Genomic DNA, 17,353 nt, shown 5'->3' on the forward strand with positions numbered 1-17,353 from the left:
TTGCCTATGTTCAACCCGGAGAGGGCTTTGACATGAACATCTCCAGATTTTTCGTCGACAGACCCGTCTTCGCGGCCGTGCTGTCGATCCTCATCGTGGTGGCGGGCCTGATCGGCATGCGCTCGCTGCCGATTTCCGAATATCCCGAAGTGGTGCCGCCGTCTGTCGTCGTGCGTGCCAGCTATCCGGGCGCCAATCCCACGGTTATCGCCGAGACGGTGGCAACGCCGCTGGAAGAACAGATCAATGGCGTCGAGGACATGCTCTATATGTCCAGTCAGGCGACGTCCGACGGCGTCCTGACCCTCACCGTGACCTTCAAGCTCGGCACCGACCCCGACAAGGCACAGCAGCTGGTGCAGAACCGCGTTTCACAGGCCGAGCCTCGCCTTCCATCCGAAGTGCGCGCGCTGGGTATCACCACGGTCAAGAGCTCGCCGGACTTCATCATGGTGGTGAATCTGGTCTCGACCGTCGATGACTACGACATCACCTATCTGCGCAACTACGCGACGCTCAATATCAAGGACCGTCTTGCCCGCATTGAGGGCGTCGGTCAGGTTCAGGTCTTCGGCGCCGGCGACTATTCCATGCGCATCTGGATCGATCCGCAGAAGACGGCCGAACATTCACTGGCGGCAAGCGATGTCACCAATGCCATCCGCTCACAAAACGTCCAGGCCGCGGCCGGTATTATCGGCGCATCGCCCAGCCTGCCAGGCGTCAACCTGCAGCTCAACGTCAACGCCCAGGGCCGTCTCCAGACTCCCGAGGAATTCGGCAACATCATCGTCAAGACCGGCGAAGACGGCGAGATCACGCGCCTGCGCGATGTCGCCCGCATCGAACTCGGCGCTGCCGACTACACGCTTCGGTCGCTGCTCGACGGCAAGCCGGCCGTCGCCGTCGCCGTCCTTCAGGCTCCGGGTTCGAACGCCATCGAGATTTCCGACAATGTCCGCGCGACCATGGACGAGCTGCAGCTCGCCATGCCGACCGGCGTGAAGTTCGAAATCGCCTATGACACCACCAAGTTCGTGCGTTCGTCGATCGAGAAGGTTGTCGATACCCTGCTCGAGGCCATCGCGCTCGTCGTGCTCGTCGTCATCCTGTTCCTGCAGACGTGGCGCGCCTCGATCATTCCACTGATCGCGGTTCCCGTCTCGATCATCGGTACGTTTGCGGTGATGTATGCGTTCGGGTTCTCGATCAACGCGCTGACGCTATTCGGGCTTGTGCTCGCCATCGGCATCGTGGTCGATGACGCGATCGTCGTGGTGGAAAACGTCGAGCGCAATATCGAGAACGGCTTAAGTCCACGCGATGCGACCTATCGCGCCATGCGGGAAGTTTCCGGCCCGATCATCGCCATCGCACTTGTTCTGGTCGCGGTTTTCGTGCCGCTTGCCTTCATCACCGGTCTTTCAGGCCAGTTCTATCGTCAGTTCGCGCTGACGATCGCAATCTCGACCGTCATTTCGGCGATCAACTCCCTGACGCTTTCACCGGCACTTGCGGCACTTCTGCTGAAGGACCACCATGCGCCGAAGGACTGGTTGACGCGCTTCATGGATGCCATCTTCGGCTGGTTCTTCCGCGGCTTCAACCGCGTCTTCGGGGCCGCCTCCAACGGCTATGGCCGCACGGTAGGCGGACTCCTGTCGCGCAAGAGCCTTGTGATGGTCATCTACCTCGCACTGGTCGGGGCCACCTATAGCATGTTCAGTACCGTGCCGGGCGGTTTCGTGCCGGCGCAGGACAAACAGTACCTGATCGGCTTTGCCCAGCTTCCGGACGGCGCGACCCTCGACCGCACGGAAAGCGTCATCAAGCAGATGAGCGACATAGCCCTGGCACATCCTGGCGTCAGCCATGCGATCGCCTTCCCGGGCCTGTCGATCAACGGTTTCACCATCGGCTCGAATGCCGGCATCGTCTTCGCCGTTCTCGACGACTTCGAGAACCGCAAGTCGCCCGAACTTTCGGGCGGCGCCATTGCCATGGCGCTGAACCAGAAATATGCGGGCATTCAGGATGCGTTCATCGCGATGTTCCCGCCGCCGCCAGTCAACGGTCTCGGCACGACGGGAGGCTTTAAGCTGCAGATCGAGGATCGCGCCGGCCTTGGCAACAAGGTCCTTGACGAAGCCACCAAGGCGGTGATCGCAAAGGCCTACCAAACGCCCGAACTTGCCGGCATCTTCTCGAGCTTCCAGATCAACGTGCCACAGCTATACGCCGATCTCGACCGCGCCAAGGCCGAACAGCTCGGCGTCTCGGTGACCGACGTCTTCGAAACGCTGCAGATCTATCTCGGTTCGCTCTATGTGAACGACTTCAACGCATTCGGGCGCACATACAGCGTCCGGGTCCAGGCCGACGCCCAGTTCCGCGCCAAGGCCGAGGATATCGGCCAGTTGAAAGTTCGCTCGCAATCCGGCCAGATGATCCCGCTCTCGGCTCTCTTGAAGGTGGATGCAACGACGGGACCGGAACGCACCACGCGTTATAACGGCTTCCTCGCTGCGGATATCAACGGCGGACCCGCACCGGGATTTTCATCCGGTCAGGCACAGGCAGCGATCGAGAAGATCCTCAACGAGACACTGCCCCCCGGCATCGACTTCGAGTGGACCGACCTGACCTACCAGCAGATCCTTGCCGGCAATTCGAGCATTGTCGTCTTCCCGCTCGCCCTGCTGCTCGTCTATCTGGTGCTTGCAGCGCAGTATGAAAGCCTCACCCTGCCGATTGCGATCATCATGATCGTGCCGATGGGTGTGCTGGCCGCCTTGACCGGGGTCTGGCTCACGGGTGGTGACAACAACATCTTCACCCAGATCGGTCTCGTGGTGCTTGTGGGACTATCGGCGAAAAACGCGATCCTGATCGTCGAGTTTGCGCGGGAGCTGGAGTTCGAAGGACGAACGCCGGTGCAGGCCGCAATCGAGGCAAGTCGCCTTCGCCTGCGCCCGATCCTGATGACCTCCATGGCCTTCATCATGGGTGTCGTGCCGCTGGTCGTCTCCACCGGCGCCGGTGCGGAAATGCGTGCCGCCATGGGTGTCGCGGTGTTCTCCGGCATGATCGGGGTGACATTCTTCGGCATCTTCATGACACCGGTCTTCTACGTGCTGGTGCGCCTGCTGACGGGCAACAGGCCGCTCATTCACCACGAACGGCAGGAGGCCGCAAACAGTCAGGCCGCCGGTGGCGATACCCACCAGATCGCAGCCGAATAATCGGACAGCAAAAAGGGCGGGATCTTCGGATCCCGCCCTTTCTCTTTGAGCTTCGCTCTGTCAGACGATCAGGAACGCCCTGAGATCATTCACATTGGTTCCCGTCGGACCGGGAACGAACAGGTCTCCGGCGAGATCGAAGGCCGACCATGCGTCGTGACCGGCAAGATAGGTTCGCGCATCACCACCACCGGCCCTGATCCTTGATACCGTTCCCCCGTCACAGAACGCACCCGCATTGTCTTCCGAACCGTCAATCCCGTCTGTATCGGCCGCAAGCGCCGTAATTCCTTCTGCTCCCTGCAGATCGATGGCGGCCGATAGCAGCAGCTCCGAATTCCGGCCCCCTTTGCCATACTTTCCGCCGCCAATCGTCACCGTCGTCTCACCGCCGGACAGGAGGACCATCGGTTTGGACAGGCCTTGAGCATTGGCCGCGAACTCCCGCGCCAGCGCGGCATGCATGCGCCCAATGTCCTTCGCCTCACCTTCGATACTGTCCGACAGGATCAACGGCTGAACACCGAACTTGCGAGCGTGAGCGGCAGCGGCCTCCAGTGAAACGCGCGCGGAAGCGATGACATGCACCTCATTGTGTGCAAATGCTTCATCGTCCGGTAGAGGCGCGTTCTCCCTGCCGATGAACTCCACGACGGAAGCGGGAAGTCCGATGCGATAATCGCGGATGATGCGGAGCGCCTCTTCGGCGTCACCCGCTCCCGCAACTGTCGGACCTGACGCCACAAGCGCCGGATCGTCACCGGGAACGTCGGAAACGACCAGACTGACCACCCTTGCCGGATAGGCCCGTGCTGCGAGCCGGCCGCCCTTGATGCGCGAGAAATGCTTTCTGACGACATTCATCGCCGAGATCGGCGCTCCCGAGGCGAGAAGTGCTTTGTTCAACGCCTTTTCATCTGCCAGGGAGAAACCCACCGGCGGTGCGGGGAGAAGTGCCGATCCGCCTCCCGAGATCAGCGCGACGACCAGATCGTCGGAGGTCAGCCTCTCGACATGCCGTAGCAGCGCCTCGGCCCCGGCAATCCCGGCCTCGTCGGGTACGGGATGGGCCGCGGTCAGCACCCGCGTATTCCGGCAGGTCTCGACAGGTCCATGACGAGCAACCACCAGCCCTTCGACCGGTTCTCCCCATGCACGTTCGAAGGCTGCCGCCATCTGGCTGGCGGCCTTTCCGGCTCCAACAACGATGGTGCGGCCCTTCGGCCTTGCCGGCAGGTGCCGGACGATCGCCTCATAAGGGTCAGCCGCAGCAACCGCTGCGTGAAAAAGGTCGGCAAGGAAGGCACGCGACTCGAACGTCAACTCAGTCTCCGGCAATCTCGATGTCATAGACGAAAATACCGTCGATGCCGCCAATGGCAGCCGCCACGATCTTTCCGCCGGTCTGGCGATGCTCGGGATCCTCAAGGTAAAGGTCGCGGGCAGCAGCATCCCGGAAGTCGACTATAAAGCCTTCGGAGTATCCTTTGTCCATGCCGTGTTCGGGGCTGACATTGTCTCCGACATGAACCGCCAGCAAGCCATCGAGCCGCGGCATCAGACTGCGGATTTCCGAATAGATTTCAAGCTTTGCCTCGGTCGAAACCTCCGGCCTGAAGCGGATGAAGACGCAATGGCGGATCATCTCAGCAAACCTCCGCCCGGGCGCGGGGCCGTGTGTCGTTGCGCTCGTTGGCAAAGATCGCCGGGGGCAGGGGAGGGAGTTCCCGGATGATATCCGCACCCTTCTCCCCCACCATGATCGTCGGGGCATTGGTATTGCACGAGGGAACTCGCGGCATCACCGAACTGTCGCAGACCCGCAGTCCATCAAGGCCATGAACCCTGAGATCCAGCCCGACGACGGCATCCGGGCCAGTGCCCATCCTGCAGGTCCCGACCGGATGATGATCCGTCTTGGCGTTGGCGCAGCCGTAGTCGAACAGCTCCTCGTCGGTCATCGCCTTCGGCCCCGGCAGACGCTCCGCCTGCACAAAGGGCTTCAGCGCCGCCTGCTGCATGATCTCGCGGGCAAGCTTCAGTCCTTCGATCGACATCTTTCTGTCGTGCGGATCTTCCCAGTAGTTCGGATCGATCAGCGGAGCCGCTGCCGGATCGGAGGAGGAAAGGCGCACGGTCCCGCGCGAGCGCGGATGCAGATAGGCCGAATTAAGCGTCACGCCGGCATTCCTGAGCTTCTCCACGCCCGCCTCAATACCGGAGCCCAGGCCAAGGTGGAACTGGATATCAGGCGAGCGGGCATCCGGATCGGCATACCAGAAGCCGCCGGTTTCGAAGAGCGAGGAGGCAACCGGTCCCGTCTGGAACAGGACATACTGGATGCCGGCCCATAGTGTGCGATGGAGCTTCGCCACCCCGTCATAGGTGTGATCGCCGGTGCATTCGGAAATCACGAACAGGTCAAGATGGTCCTGCATATTGCCGCCGACGCCGGGCAAGTCGTGTTTCACCTCTACGCCAACCGAGCGAAGATGATCGGCAGGGCCGATACCGGATTGCAGGAGAAGCTTGGGCGATCCGATGGCGCCCGAGGAAACCAGCACCTCGCGCTCCGCCCGGACAATCTCGCGGCCATTGTTGCCGGCAATCTCAACGCCGACGGCGCGCCTGCCCTCGACCACGATCCTCGCCACACGGGCATTCATCTTTACCGTCAGGTTCTTTCGGTCCCTGATCGGGGAGAGATAGGCCAGAGACGCGGAAGAGCGGCGGCGATTGCGCTGGGTAAGCTGATAGAAACCGACGCCGGCCTGCCGCCTGCCATTGAAATCGTGATTGTAGGGAATGCCCAGTTCCTGGCCGGCGCGGATATAGGCATCGCAGATCGGCAGCGGCGAGACCGGCATCGAGACACCGAGCGGCCCGCCATAGGAATGATAGTCGTCGGCGAAGCGCTGGTTGTCCTCGGCACGCTTGAAATAGGGCAGGACCGAGCGATAGTCCCAGCCTTCGCAGCCTTCCTCCCGCGCCCAGAGATCGTAATCCCGAGCGTTACCCCGGGTATAAAGTTGGGCATTGATCGAGGAGCCGCCGCCGATCACCTTGGCCTGTGTATAGCGCAGCACACGACCTTTCATGTGCTTCTGCGGCACGGTCTGCCAGCCCCAGCTCGCTACACCCTTGGTCATCTTGGCAAAACCGGCCGGCATGTGAAACAGCGGGTTCCAGTCGCCACCACCAGCCTCGATCAGTAGCACGCGGACATCAGGATCCTCGCTCAGCCGGTTGGCGAGCACGCATCCGGCAGGTCCGGCACCGGTGATGATGTAATCATAGGTCATAACGTCTTCCTCAAGTCGTTCGTCCACCCTCCCTCAAGGGGGAGGGGAAATCACAATCTTCCGATCGACAGCCCGCCATCGAGATCGATCACCGAGCCGGTCGCGAAGGCGAAACGGCCGGAGGCGAGCGCGGAAACCACGCCGCCAATGTCATCCGGCTCGCCCCAGCGCCGCATCGGGACCAGCCCCCCGGCAATCAGGGCGTCATATTTCCCGGCCACACCGGCCGTCATGTCGGTCCGGATAATGCCCGGACGGATCTCGAAGACGGCGATTTCCTTCTCCGCCAGATAGAGCGCCAGCCCCTTGCTGAAGGAGGAAAGCCCCGCCTTGCTGATGCAATAATCAAGTCTCTCAGGTGAGCTCATCGCCGCCGAAACGGAGGTGATGTTGACTATGCTCCGCGCGCCAGCCGGTGACGGCGAGGCCAGCATCGCGCGCAATACGGCCTGCGTGAAAAACACCGTGCCGCGCAGGTTGGTGGCGATGATCCGGTCGAAATTCTCTGGCGTCAGGCCAAGGAAATCGCCCCGGACCACCGAGCCCATGCCAGCATTGTTGACGAGACAATCGATCCGTCCGAAGCGGGTCATGATCTTTCCGATGGTCGCGTCATGGTCCGTGACATCGGCAAGATCAGCCTCGAAATAGGCGGTTTTCACGCCCCGCGCTTCGAGATCGGCCAGCACGCTTTCTTCTGTGCCATATGGCCCAAGGCCGGTCAGGGCGATGTCGAAGCCATCGGCGGCGAGCGCCCGGGCAATGCCGAGGCCTATGCCGCGCCGGCCGCCGGTGACGATTGCAAGCGGGCGGGAACCGGTCATGACCTCATATCCTCCGATGCGATGTGATCGGCAACGCGCAGCGCCTGGGCCGCCACCGTCAGCGCCGGATTGACGGCCGCCGAGGTGGGCAGGAAGCCGGCATCGACCACGAACAGGTTCGGATGATCATGGGCACGGCAATAGACATCGAGCGGCGAGGTTGCCGGGTCATGCCCGATCCTGATAGTGCCGCATTGATGCGATGGCGTGCGCTTGTCGAACGGACGGGAAAGCACGATCGGGAAACCCGCCTTCTTCAGCACCCCTTTCAGCCTGCGTACCAGATCGAGATGGGCATCCCAGTTGGTGCGATGCCATTTGAGAACGATGCGGTCGCCATCCACCATGATGCGGCTCTCGGGATGCGGGATATCCTCGCTCATCGCGTAGAAATCGATCGCATGGGCGGAAATCTGGCCCAGCAGCCATTCCGGCACCTTCGGCATGTTCGCCTTCAGGATCGCAGCCGAAACCCGACCCAGAAGCTGAACATTGCCGAGCGGCGGGCCACCCTCACCATCCGAGAGATAGAAATCGTTGAAACCGAAAGTCTTCTGGTAAACGCTATCGTTGCGATAGGTGGGCGAGATCGCCAGCACCGCACTCGAATTGTGGTTCATGAAATTGCGACCGACCTGATCGGACCTGTTGGCCAGTCCGCCGGGATGGCGTTCCTCGGCCGAACGCAGCAACAGCACTGCCGACTGGACCGCTCCGGCCGACAGGATCACCAGTTTCGGCGACACTTTGCACTGCTCGCCATCCTTCTCGTAATGAACGGCTTCGATCCACTTGCCCTCCGACCCGACTTCCAGACGAGTAACGCGAGATCCCGTCTGCAGCGTGATCTGTTCATGCTTCAGGGCGTAGGCAAGCGCCGCCGTCTCCGCATCCATCTTCCCGTCATTCGCATTCGGATGGGCGTCCCATGGCGTTCTCGCTTTCGCAAGCCAGCGTTCGATATCAATGCCCAGCGGCAGCGAATACGGATGCATGCCGATGGATTTCAGCCGCTTGCGAACCTTGGCGATCGCCGGTTCGTCCGGAACCGGCGGAAAGGGGTAGGGGAGGGAGTGTCGCGGTTCCGTCGGATCCTCACCGAGAGTTCCACGCACCATGAAAAGCTGCTCGGCCCGGGAATACCAGGGTTCCAGTTCTTCATAAGGGAATGGCCATGCCGGCGAGACACCCTCACGATGGGCCATCTCCTCGAAATCCTCGCGACGGTAACGCACCAGCACCGCCCCGTAGAATTTCGAATTTCCTCCGACATAATAGTAATTGCCGGGATTGAAGGCTTGGCCGCCGTACTCATACCACATCTCCCTCGGACGGAAGTAACCGCGCTGAAAGATGGCTCGCTGGTCCCGGTTTTCCGGGCGGTCGGCGATGTGGTCGCCCGCTTCCAGGATCAAGATCGAGGCGCCAGTCGCCGCCAGTCCGGCGGCGGCGGTCGATCCGCCGATGCCGGAGCCGATGATGACGATATCCGGGTTACTGGTCATCTTGCTGTCCCCCGCATCCGTATCAGGCAATCCGCGCCTGCGTCTGCGGGTCGAAGTAGACGGCCTTGTCGAGATTGAAGGCGAGGCGAGCCGTCTGGCCGGCATGGATGTGAGCGTCCGCCCTCAGGCGTGCGACGATCTCCTTGCCGCCGAGATGTGTGACGGCGAAGGTGTCGGCGCCGGCGGGTTCCACCACTTCGATCAGACAATCGCCCTCGGCGAGCAGCTTGGCGTTGCGATCGGCCCCGTCCGGATCGGTCAGCGCCTCCGGCCGGATGCCGAACATCACCTGCCGCCCGGCATGGGCAGCCAGCGCCTGTTTGTCGGCCGAAACGGGAAGTCGCAGCGGCTCTCCGCCGCCTCGCGAGAGAAGAACCGACAGCCCGGCGTCGTTCTTCTCGACGGTCGCCTCGAGCAGGTTCATCGCCGGAGAACCCATGAAATCCGCCACGAACATGTTGGCCGGATTGTTGTAGATCTCGGCCGGCGAGCCGAACTGCTGCAGAACACCATCCTTCAGCACAGCGATCTTGGTGGCGAGCGTCATCGCCTCGATCTGGTCGTGGGTGACGTAGACGATCGTGGTCTTCATCCGGTGATGCAGGCGCTTGATTTCAGTGCGCATGTCGACGCGCAGCTTGGCATCAAGATTGGACAACGGCTCGTCGAACAGGAAGACCTGCGGATTGCGCACGAGCGCACGGCCCATCGCGACACGCTGGCGCTGTCCACCGGAAAGCTGGCTCGGCTTGCGATCGAGCAGATGGCCGATCTGAAGCATGTCGGCGACCTGATGGATGGCCTTTTCACGCTCCTCCTTCGGCACGCCACGGATTTCCATGCCGAAGGCGATGTTCCCCGCAACCGTCATGTTCGGATAGAGCGCATACGACTGGAACACCATGGCGATATCGCGCTTGGAAGGGTGAAGGCCCGACACCGAGCGTCCATTGATCTCGATGTCGCCCGATGTGATCGGCTCCAGCCCGGCAATGGTATTGAGAAGCGTGGACTTGCCGCAGCCCGAGGGGCCGACGAGCACGAGGAAGCCACCTTCCTCGATCTCGATATTGATATCCTTCAGGATTTCCAGCGCGCCATAGGACTTGCGCAGATGGCTGATCTTGAGAAACGACATGGGTCTTATCCTTTCACGGCGCCGGACATCAGACCGCGGACGAAGTAGCGGCCGGAGACGATGTAGACGATAAGGGTTGGCAGGGCGGCGAGGATCGCGCCGGCAAAGTGGACGTTGTATTCCTTCACGCCCGTCGAGGAGGACACGAGGTTGTTGAGCGCGACCGTCATCGGTGTCGTTGCAGCACCCGAGAACGATGCGCCGAACAGGAAGTCGTTCCAGATATTGGTGAACTGCCAGATGACGGAAACGACGATGATCGGGCCGGAGGAGGGCAGCAGGATGCGCCAGAAGATCTGGAAGAAGCTTGCGCCGTCGATCTGCGCGGCCCGGACGAGCTCGGTCGGGAACGCCTCATAGTAGTTGCGGAAATAGAGCGTGGTGAAGCCCAGGCCATAGACCACATGCACGAGGATCAGGCCCCAGATCGATCCGGCGAGGCCGATCAGGCCCAGCACCCGGGCCATCGGGATCAGCACGATCTGGAACGGGATGAAACACGAGAGCAGCAGCATTCCGAAGAAGATATTGGAGCCGCGGAACTGCCACTTGGTCAGCACATAGCCGTTGAGTGCGCCGACGAAGGTAGAAATGACGACGGCCGGCACCACCATCAGGATCGAGTTGATGAAGAAGGGCTTGAGGCCGGTCGGCTGGACCCCGATCTGTGCAGTAGACCAAGCCGAAACCCAGGGTTCGAAGGTCCATGTCTGCGGTAGGTTCAGCATGCCACCCTGCCGGATCTCGTCCAGGGGCTTCAGCGAATTCACCACCATGACATAGAGCGGCAGCAGATAGTAGATCGCAAAGAGGATCAGCGCGGCATAGATCAGGGCACGTGTCAGGTGTCCGTGCGAAATGGCATTCTGGGGATTGGCGGCGCCGCTCATCAGCGTTTTCCTCCGCGAACTTCCGAGTAGAGATAAGGGATGATGATCGAGAAGATCATGATCAGCATGATGATCGCCGACGATGCGCCGATGCCCATCTGGTTGCGGGTAAAGGTGTAGGAATACATGAAGGTCGCCGGCAGTTGCGTCGCCTGGCCGGGGCCGCCGCCGGTGAGCGCGATGATCAGGTCGTATGCCTTGATCGCGAGATGGGCGAGCACCACGAAGGCGGACAGGAAGACCGGGCGCATCAGCGGAATGATGATGCGGCGGTAGATCGTGATGCTCGAGGCGCCATCGACCTGCGCGGCCTTGATCATCTCGTTGTCGACCCCGCGAAGGCCCGCAAGAAACATCGCCATGACAAAGCCCGAGGACTGCCACACGGCGGCGATGACGACGCAGTAGATGGCGAGCTTGTTGTCCTTGATCCAGGTGAAGGTGAAGCTCTCCCAGCCCCAGAGGTGCATGGTGTTTTCAAGCCCGATGCCCGGATCGAGGAACCACTTCCAGGCCGTGCCCGTCACGATGAAGGAAAGCGCCATCGGATAGAGATAGATCGGCCGCAGGAAGCCCTCGCCACGGATCTTCTGGTCGAGCAGGATCGCGAGAAACAGTCCGAGCACGGAGCAGATCAGGATATAGAGCGAGGCGAAGATCGCCAGATTCGAAATCGAGCGCCACCAGTGGGGCAGGGCCCAGAGCTTGGAGTAGTTTTCCAGCCCGACGAAATTGTAGGACGGCAGCATCTTGCTGTCTGTCAGCGACAGATAGCCGGTATAGGCGATGAAGCCATAGACGAAGAGAAGTATGACGACGAAGCTGGGCGCCAGCACAAGCTTGGGCAATAGCTCCTGAAGTCGGCTGCGGCTATCCATGATCGCGACACCGTTCGATAGTGGGTTCTAGTTTTTCTCGAGGCCCAGCCCCTTGGGCTCGCGCACCTCTTAGGCGAGGAGCGGGGCAGGGTCGGAGCCCTTGGCAAACCCTCTCCCCGGAGACCGGGGAGAGGGGCCGGGAGATTTCCCCGGCTTACTTTGCGCCTTCGACAGCGGAGACGAGTTCCTTCACGGCGTCTTCGGAAGAAAGCTCACCGTTGAACTGACGCGTCACGACATCGTAGATCGCGTTCTTGACGGCAGCCGGGTTGGCATGGCCATGGGCCATCGAACCATAGAGGCGACCGTTCTTGTCTGCGTCAGCAAGGTCGGCGATCGCCTTCTTGCCGCAAGCGTCAAATGCCGTATCCGGAACATCCGTACGGGCCGGAGCCGAGCCCTTGACCACGTTGAAGGCCGACTGGAAGGTCGGGCTCTCGATTGCCGAGGCCATGGCGAGCTGGGCCGGAACCTTGTCAGCAGCAACCTTGAACATGGCGAACTGGTCGGAGTTGAAGGTAACGGCGCCCTGGGTTCCCGGGAAGCGCATGCAGACGAAATCCTCGCCCGGCTTCTTGCCGGCCTTGATGAATTCGCCCTTAGCCCAGTCGCCCATGAACTGAACGCCGGCCTTGCCTTCGATGACCATGGAGGATGCAAGGTTCCAGTCACGACCGGAGAAGTTGTCGTCCACATAGGAGCGCAGCTTCGTCATGCGGTCGAAGGCTTCCTTCATCTTGTCGGAACCCAGCGTTGCAGGATCGAGGTCGATGAAGGCCTTCTTGTAGAAATCGTCGCCAAGCGACAGCACCACGCCATCGAAGATGGTCGCATCCTGCCAGGGCTGGCCGCCATGCGCGACGGGCGTGATGCCCTGTTCCTTGAACTTGTCGAGCAGAGCGATCAGTTCGTCCCAGCTCGCCGGCTCCTTGCCGCCAGCCTTGTCGAGAGCGGCCTTGTTGATCCACAGCCAATTGGTCGAGTGAACATTCACCGGCGCAGCGATCCAGTGACCGTCATATTTCGAGAACTTCTGCAGCGCGGCAGGGATCACCTTGTCCCAGCCTTCCTTGGAAGCGGTGTCGTCGAGATTGCCGAGCGCGCCTTCCTTGGCCCAATCGAGAATGTCGAAGCCGAGCATCTGCACGGCGGTCGGTGCATTGCCGGCCGTAACGCGGGCACGCAGCACAGTCATCGCCTCGGTGCCGCCACCGCCGGCAACCGGCATGTCGGTCCAGCTGATGCCCTTGGATTCCAGATCTTTCTTGAGAACGTCGAGAGCAGCAGCCTCGCCGCCCGAAGTCCACCAATGCAGCACTTCCACGTTTTCAGCGGCCTGGGCAATCCCGGCCATCATCGTAAATGCCACTGCAGTCGTCGTCAGAAACTTGCGCATCGTAATCCTCCCGTTTGCAAGTTCAAATGCGGATGTTCCGCCGGTGCCCGCCTCGCTCCTCGCCTGCGGGCTATCCTATGGACGTCCTTCTCGCCCACCAATTTGAAACGTTATAAATTCCTGTGAGTCAATAGCCCTTACAGCAACTCTGTCACTCCCGGTAATTATTTGTGCAACGCAACAAAACAAGGGAAATTAGGCTCAACATGCTGCACGTGATATTCAGTGATCGGAAATTTGTAACGTTTCACTTTCCGATTGAACCTAACGGCTCCGCGGAGTAGGCTCCGACCTCCGAACATAGAGATACCAGCGCCAAGATCGTGCCGAAGACCGATACCCCGACAAGCCAGGAAGGGCGAAGACGCAAGTCCGCAAAGCCGACGCTGCGAACCATTGCAGAGCTGACCGGACTTGCCGTAACCACCGTATCCCGAGCCCTTGCCGATGACCCTCTGATCAATATCGATACGCGACGTCGCATCCATCAGGCTGCTGCGGAAGTCGGCTATATGCCCGACCGCGCCGCCCAAAGGCTGAAGACCGGTCGGACGAATGTCGTGGGCGTCCTGCTCGACCCGCATGAGGAAATCCTCGGGTTCGGCACCTCGCTGATGCTTGGACTGACGCAAGCGCTTGCCGGCACGCCCTATCACCTGATCGTCATGCCGAGCTTCGTGAAGTCCTCGAATGCGGAAGCCGTCGACTACATCATTCGCAACAATCTGGCGGACGGGCTGATCTTCACCCGCACCGAGCCGCTCGATCCTCGCGTCAGACTGCTGATCGAAAAAGACTTCCCCTTCATCACCCATGGGCGCAGCGAGTTCTCGACGCCGCATCCTTATGTTGATTTCGACAGCTTCGCCTTTGCCTATGAGGCCGCACGCCGGCTTCTGGCCAAGGGAAGGTCGCGCCTTACCATCATCCTGCCGTCGCGAAACCTGACCTTCAGCCAGCACATGCGCCACGGCTTCATGACCGCCATTCGCGAGGCCGGCGCATCCTTCGAGATCCCCGAGGATATCGACCTCGATTCTCCGGCTGGCGCGATCCGCAACCACTTCCGCGAAAGGGCAGGGCTCAGCGATCCGCCGGACGGGCTGATCTGTCCCGGCGAAGTTTCCGCCCTTGCGGCCCTTGCCGGTCTCGGTGAGGCCGGCCTGACGCTTGGCCGGGAGTTCGACATGGTGGCGAAGCAGACCTCGCGCCTGCTCAGCGACATCCAGCCCGGCATCGAAACCATCTACGAGGACCTGACCGCAGCCGGCGAGCAACTCGGCAAGCTGTTGTTGCGGCGCATCGGAGGGGAGGCGGCTGAAACGCTGCAGATCCTGCAGCCGCCGCAGCCGAGCTTCGGAACCGCCGCAGACTGAGCTGCCGCCATCCCGTCGCATTCTCCGATGTTGGGGCCAGGGCTTCATCATGACGACCTCAGCGCGGCATCCACCAGCCGGTGCGGGCACCGATATGCATGTTGAGCGTCTTGCTTTCGGTATAATCCTCCACCGCATGACGGCCGAGTTCGCGACCGAGGCCGGACTGCTTGTACCCCCCGAAAGGAAGCTCTGACGCTCCATCCATGAAGGTGTTCATCCAGATGGTGCCGGCCCGCACCTTGCGGCCGATCGTCAGGCAGGTATCGAAATCGCGGCTCCAGACGCCGGCTGACAAGCCATAGTCGACAGCATTGGCAATCTCGATCGCCTCCTCCACGGTTTCGAATGTCAGAACGGAGAGGACCGGCCCGAAGACCTCCTCGCGAGCAACGGCCATGTTCGGCGTTACCTCGGAAAGGATGGTCGGCGCCATGAACTGGCCGACGCCGAAATCGAGCGCCTCGCCGCCATGAGCGATCTTCGCGCCACCGCTTTTCGCGCCTGAAACATAGCCGGCAATCTTTTCCATGTGCTGCGGCGTGATGATCGCGCCGACCTGTGTCGTCGGGTCGAGCGGGTCGCCGACACGCACTTTCTTCGCCAGTTCGGCGATCCGTTCAATCGCATCGCTGGCTATGCTCTTATGCAGAATGAGGCGCGAGCCGGCATTGCAGCATTCGCCGGCGTTGAAATAGGCGCCGAACACCGCGGCATCGATAAAGGCGTCGAGATCGGCATCCGGGAAGACGATCTGCGGGTTCTTGCCGCCGAGTTCCAGCGATACTTTTTTCAGGGTCTGGGCGGCATTGGCCATGGTCAGCTTGCCGACACCGGTGGAACCGGTGAACGACACCATGTCCACTTCGGGATGGGTCGTCATGACCGCGCCGACCTCCGGGCCGGTTCCCGTGATGATGTTGACCACACCGGCTGGAACGCCGGCTTCAGCCAGAATTTCACCCAGCACCAGCGTCGAACCGGAGGTCAGTTCCGACGGCTTGACCACCGTCGTGCAACCGGCCGCCAGTGCGAAGGGGAGCTTCTGGCCGACGATCAGGAAGGGGAAATTCCACGGCGTGATGATCGAGACAACACCTATGGCTTCCCGCAGCACGACGCCAAGTGTTCCGTCACCAAGCGTATTGTAGCTTTCGCCGTGCAGATCGCGCGCAAGCGCTGCGGCATAGCGCCAGATATCGACGGCACCGGCGATTTCACCACGCACCTGCGTAATCGGCTTGCCAGCCTCGATGGCATCGAGATAGGCGATTTCCTCCAGCCGGGCGGCGATGAGATCGGCGGCTTTCAGAAGAATGGCGGAACGCTCGGAAGCCGTCATACGCGGCCAGGGTCCCTTGTCGAAGGCAAGACGGGCGGCGGCAATCGCCTTTTCCGCATCGGCCTTGGTGCCAGCCTGAAAACGGCTGACGACCACGCCATGGCTCGGCGCGGTGCGTTCGATTGTGTCGCCATCGGCGGAAGACACCCACGCGCCATCGACCAGCATCCTGAAATCACCGACCTTGAGGTCGGGAAGCGCCTTCGGGCTCACCAGAATTGTCATCACCACTCTCCCTTGAATACAGCGGGGCGCTTTTCGCCAAATGCGGCGACGCCCTCTTTCAGATCTGCAGTCTTGGCAACGAGGATCGAGCCAAGCGCCTCCACGGCAGAACCGTTGTCTTCACCATTGGCGACAGCGATCATCAGCTTCGCCACCTCAAGCGCCGCCGGCCCGCGCTGGGCAACGCGTTCGGCATAGCTCCTCGCGGCATCGAGGACCGTTCCGGTGTCCACCACGGCATCTATGATACCGAGCGACTGCGCTTCTTCCGCGCTGAACATCTCGCCGCCCAGCACCATTCGCCTGACGACCTGAGCGCCAAACCGATGCACCAACCGCTGCGTTCCCGACCATCCCGGCACCATGGCGAGGCTCGTTTCAGGCAAACCGATCTTTACCTGCCGCTCGGCAATCCTGATATCCGCAACGCCGGCGAGTTCGAGCCCACCACCCAGCGCATGTCCGTTGATCGCAGCGATCAGAGGCACCCGTAATGTTGCCAGACGCTCGAAAACGCGGTGGCCGAAGCGAACCCATGCATGGCCAAACTCGTTGGCCGTCATGCCGCTCCATGCCTTGATGTCTCCACCGGCGGAAAAGGCCTTGCCATCACCGGTCAGGATAGCCACCCGGATGCGGCTGTCCGCCTCCACCGTGTCGCAGGCCGCAGCAAGCGCCTTTAGCATGTCGATATCGAGCGCATTTAGCTTTTCGGGGCGGGAAACGGTGAGGATCGCCACCGCACCTTCAACGTCGATGCGAACCTCAGCCATGGAAGACACCCTCCAAAACCCGCTGCGGCTTTGTTGGAAGCGAGAGGCCGATCGGCGCTTCGGCGAAGAGAGCCGCGTCCATCACCTTCAGATCATCCGCAACGATCAGCGGGAATTCCGACTGGTCGATAATATGGGCCTGAAGATCGACACCCGGCGCAATCTCCGTCACCACGATACCGGCGGGCGTCAGCTTCATCACGCAACGCTCGGTGACATAAGTGATGTCCTGCCCCTGCTCGATGGCTCGCTTGCCGGAGAAGGTCACATGCTCCACCTCATTGACGAGCTTGCGGAGCTTGCCTTCCTTCTCGATGACTAGCCGGCCGTTTTCCATGCCAAGCCTGGCGCCGGCATTGAACATGCCGGAGAAGACGATCTTCCGTGCCCGTGCCGTGATATCGACGAAACCGCCGGCCCCTGCCGTCACATGCGGCCGGAAAGCGAGCTTCGATACATTGA

General features: G+C 61.3%; 13 protein-coding genes and 1 pseudogene. 2 read left to right on the forward strand and 12 right to left on the reverse strand.

The window, feature by feature from the left end:
* Positions 1-32 precede the first annotated feature (32 nt).
* The gene (locus tag NBH21_RS20505) at positions 33-3,242 is read left to right on the forward strand and encodes an efflux RND transporter permease subunit (RefSeq protein ID WP_250914477.1); all 3,210 of its coding nucleotides are present in this window, start codon (positions 33-35) and stop codon (positions 3,240-3,242) included.
* A 60-nt stretch (positions 3,243-3,302) separates the two neighbouring features.
* On the opposite strand, the gene NBH21_RS20510 is transcribed toward NBH21_RS20505, so the two are convergent.
* The 9 genes from NBH21_RS20510 to NBH21_RS20550 all read right to left on the reverse strand — a co-directional run bounded on the left by NBH21_RS20510 (position 3,303) and on the right by NBH21_RS20550 (position 13,175).
* Complete coding sequence (locus tag NBH21_RS20510) at positions 3,303-4,565, reverse strand: glycerate kinase type-2 family protein (RefSeq protein WP_250914476.1); 1,263 nt, start codon at positions 4,563-4,565, stop codon at positions 3,303-3,305.
* Position 4,566: 1 nt separating this feature from the next.
* Positions 4,567-4,887 carry a Dabb family protein gene (locus NBH21_RS20515; protein ID WP_250914475.1) on the reverse strand — a complete coding sequence of 107 codons (321 nt, stop codon included), beginning with the start codon at positions 4,885-4,887 and terminating at the stop codon, positions 4,567-4,569.
* A 1-nt stretch (position 4,888) separates the two neighbouring features.
* A complete protein-coding gene (locus NBH21_RS20520; protein ID WP_250914474.1) occupies positions 4,889-6,544 on the reverse strand; it encodes a GMC family oxidoreductase in 1,656 nt (551 codons plus the stop codon).
* A gap of 50 nt (positions 6,545-6,594) precedes the next feature.
* Positions 6,595-7,368: a 3-ketoacyl-ACP reductase gene (locus NBH21_RS20525; RefSeq protein WP_250914473.1), complete on the reverse strand. Its 774-nt coding sequence runs from the start codon at positions 7,366-7,368 to the stop codon at positions 6,595-6,597.
* Positions 7,365-8,873, reverse strand: a complete 1,509-nt coding sequence (locus NBH21_RS20530) for an FAD-dependent oxidoreductase (protein ID WP_250914472.1) — start codon at positions 8,871-8,873, stop codon at positions 7,365-7,367. The genes NBH21_RS20525 and NBH21_RS20530 overlap by 4 nt, the downstream gene beginning before the upstream one ends.
* 22 nt (positions 8,874-8,895) lie before the next feature.
* A complete protein-coding gene (locus NBH21_RS20535) occupies positions 8,896-10,011 on the reverse strand; it encodes an ABC transporter ATP-binding protein (protein WP_163898591.1) in 1,116 nt (371 codons plus the stop codon).
* Between the two features lie 5 nt (positions 10,012-10,016).
* Entirely contained in the window at positions 10,017-10,901 is an 885-nt protein-coding gene (locus tag NBH21_RS20540) for a carbohydrate ABC transporter permease (RefSeq protein WP_250914471.1), read from the reverse strand.
* Positions 10,901-11,779, reverse strand: a complete 879-nt coding sequence (locus NBH21_RS20545) for a carbohydrate ABC transporter permease (RefSeq protein ID WP_250914470.1) — start codon at positions 11,777-11,779, stop codon at positions 10,901-10,903. The genes NBH21_RS20540 and NBH21_RS20545 overlap by 1 nt, the downstream gene beginning before the upstream one ends.
* A 154-nt stretch (positions 11,780-11,933) precedes the next feature.
* A complete protein-coding gene (locus tag NBH21_RS20550; RefSeq protein WP_250914469.1) occupies positions 11,934-13,175 on the reverse strand; it encodes an ABC transporter substrate-binding protein in 1,242 nt (413 codons plus the stop codon).
* Between the two features lie 323 nt (positions 13,176-13,498).
* On the opposite strand from NBH21_RS20550, the gene NBH21_RS20555 reads away from it, so the two are divergent.
* Complete coding sequence (locus NBH21_RS20555) at positions 13,499-14,551, forward strand: LacI family transcriptional regulator (RefSeq protein ID WP_250914468.1); 1,053 nt, start codon at positions 13,499-13,501, stop codon at positions 14,549-14,551.
* Positions 14,552-14,609: 58 nt separating this feature from the next.
* On the opposite strand, the gene NBH21_RS20560 is transcribed toward NBH21_RS20555, so the two are convergent.
* From NBH21_RS20560 to NBH21_RS20570, 3 genes and pseudogenes are all read right to left on the reverse strand, one after another.
* A complete protein-coding gene (locus NBH21_RS20560; RefSeq protein WP_250914467.1) occupies positions 14,610-16,118 on the reverse strand; it encodes an aldehyde dehydrogenase family protein in 1,509 nt (502 codons plus the stop codon).
* Positions 16,118-16,891, reverse strand: a complete 774-nt coding sequence (locus NBH21_RS20565) for an enoyl-CoA hydratase/isomerase family protein (protein ID WP_250914466.1) — start codon at positions 16,889-16,891, stop codon at positions 16,118-16,120. Before NBH21_RS20565 ends, NBH21_RS20560 begins: the two co-directional genes overlap by 1 nt.
* Positions 16,884-17,353, reverse strand: a pseudogene (locus NBH21_RS20570) (acyl CoA:acetate/3-ketoacid CoA transferase); the annotation flags it as partial. The pseudogene NBH21_RS20570 and the gene NBH21_RS20565, both read right to left, overlap by 8 nt.

Origin of the sequence: Ciceribacter sichuanensis (assembly GCF_024055605.1) — a bacterium.
Taxonomy (GTDB): Bacteria; Pseudomonadota; Alphaproteobacteria; order Rhizobiales; family Rhizobiaceae; genus Allorhizobium; species Allorhizobium sichuanense.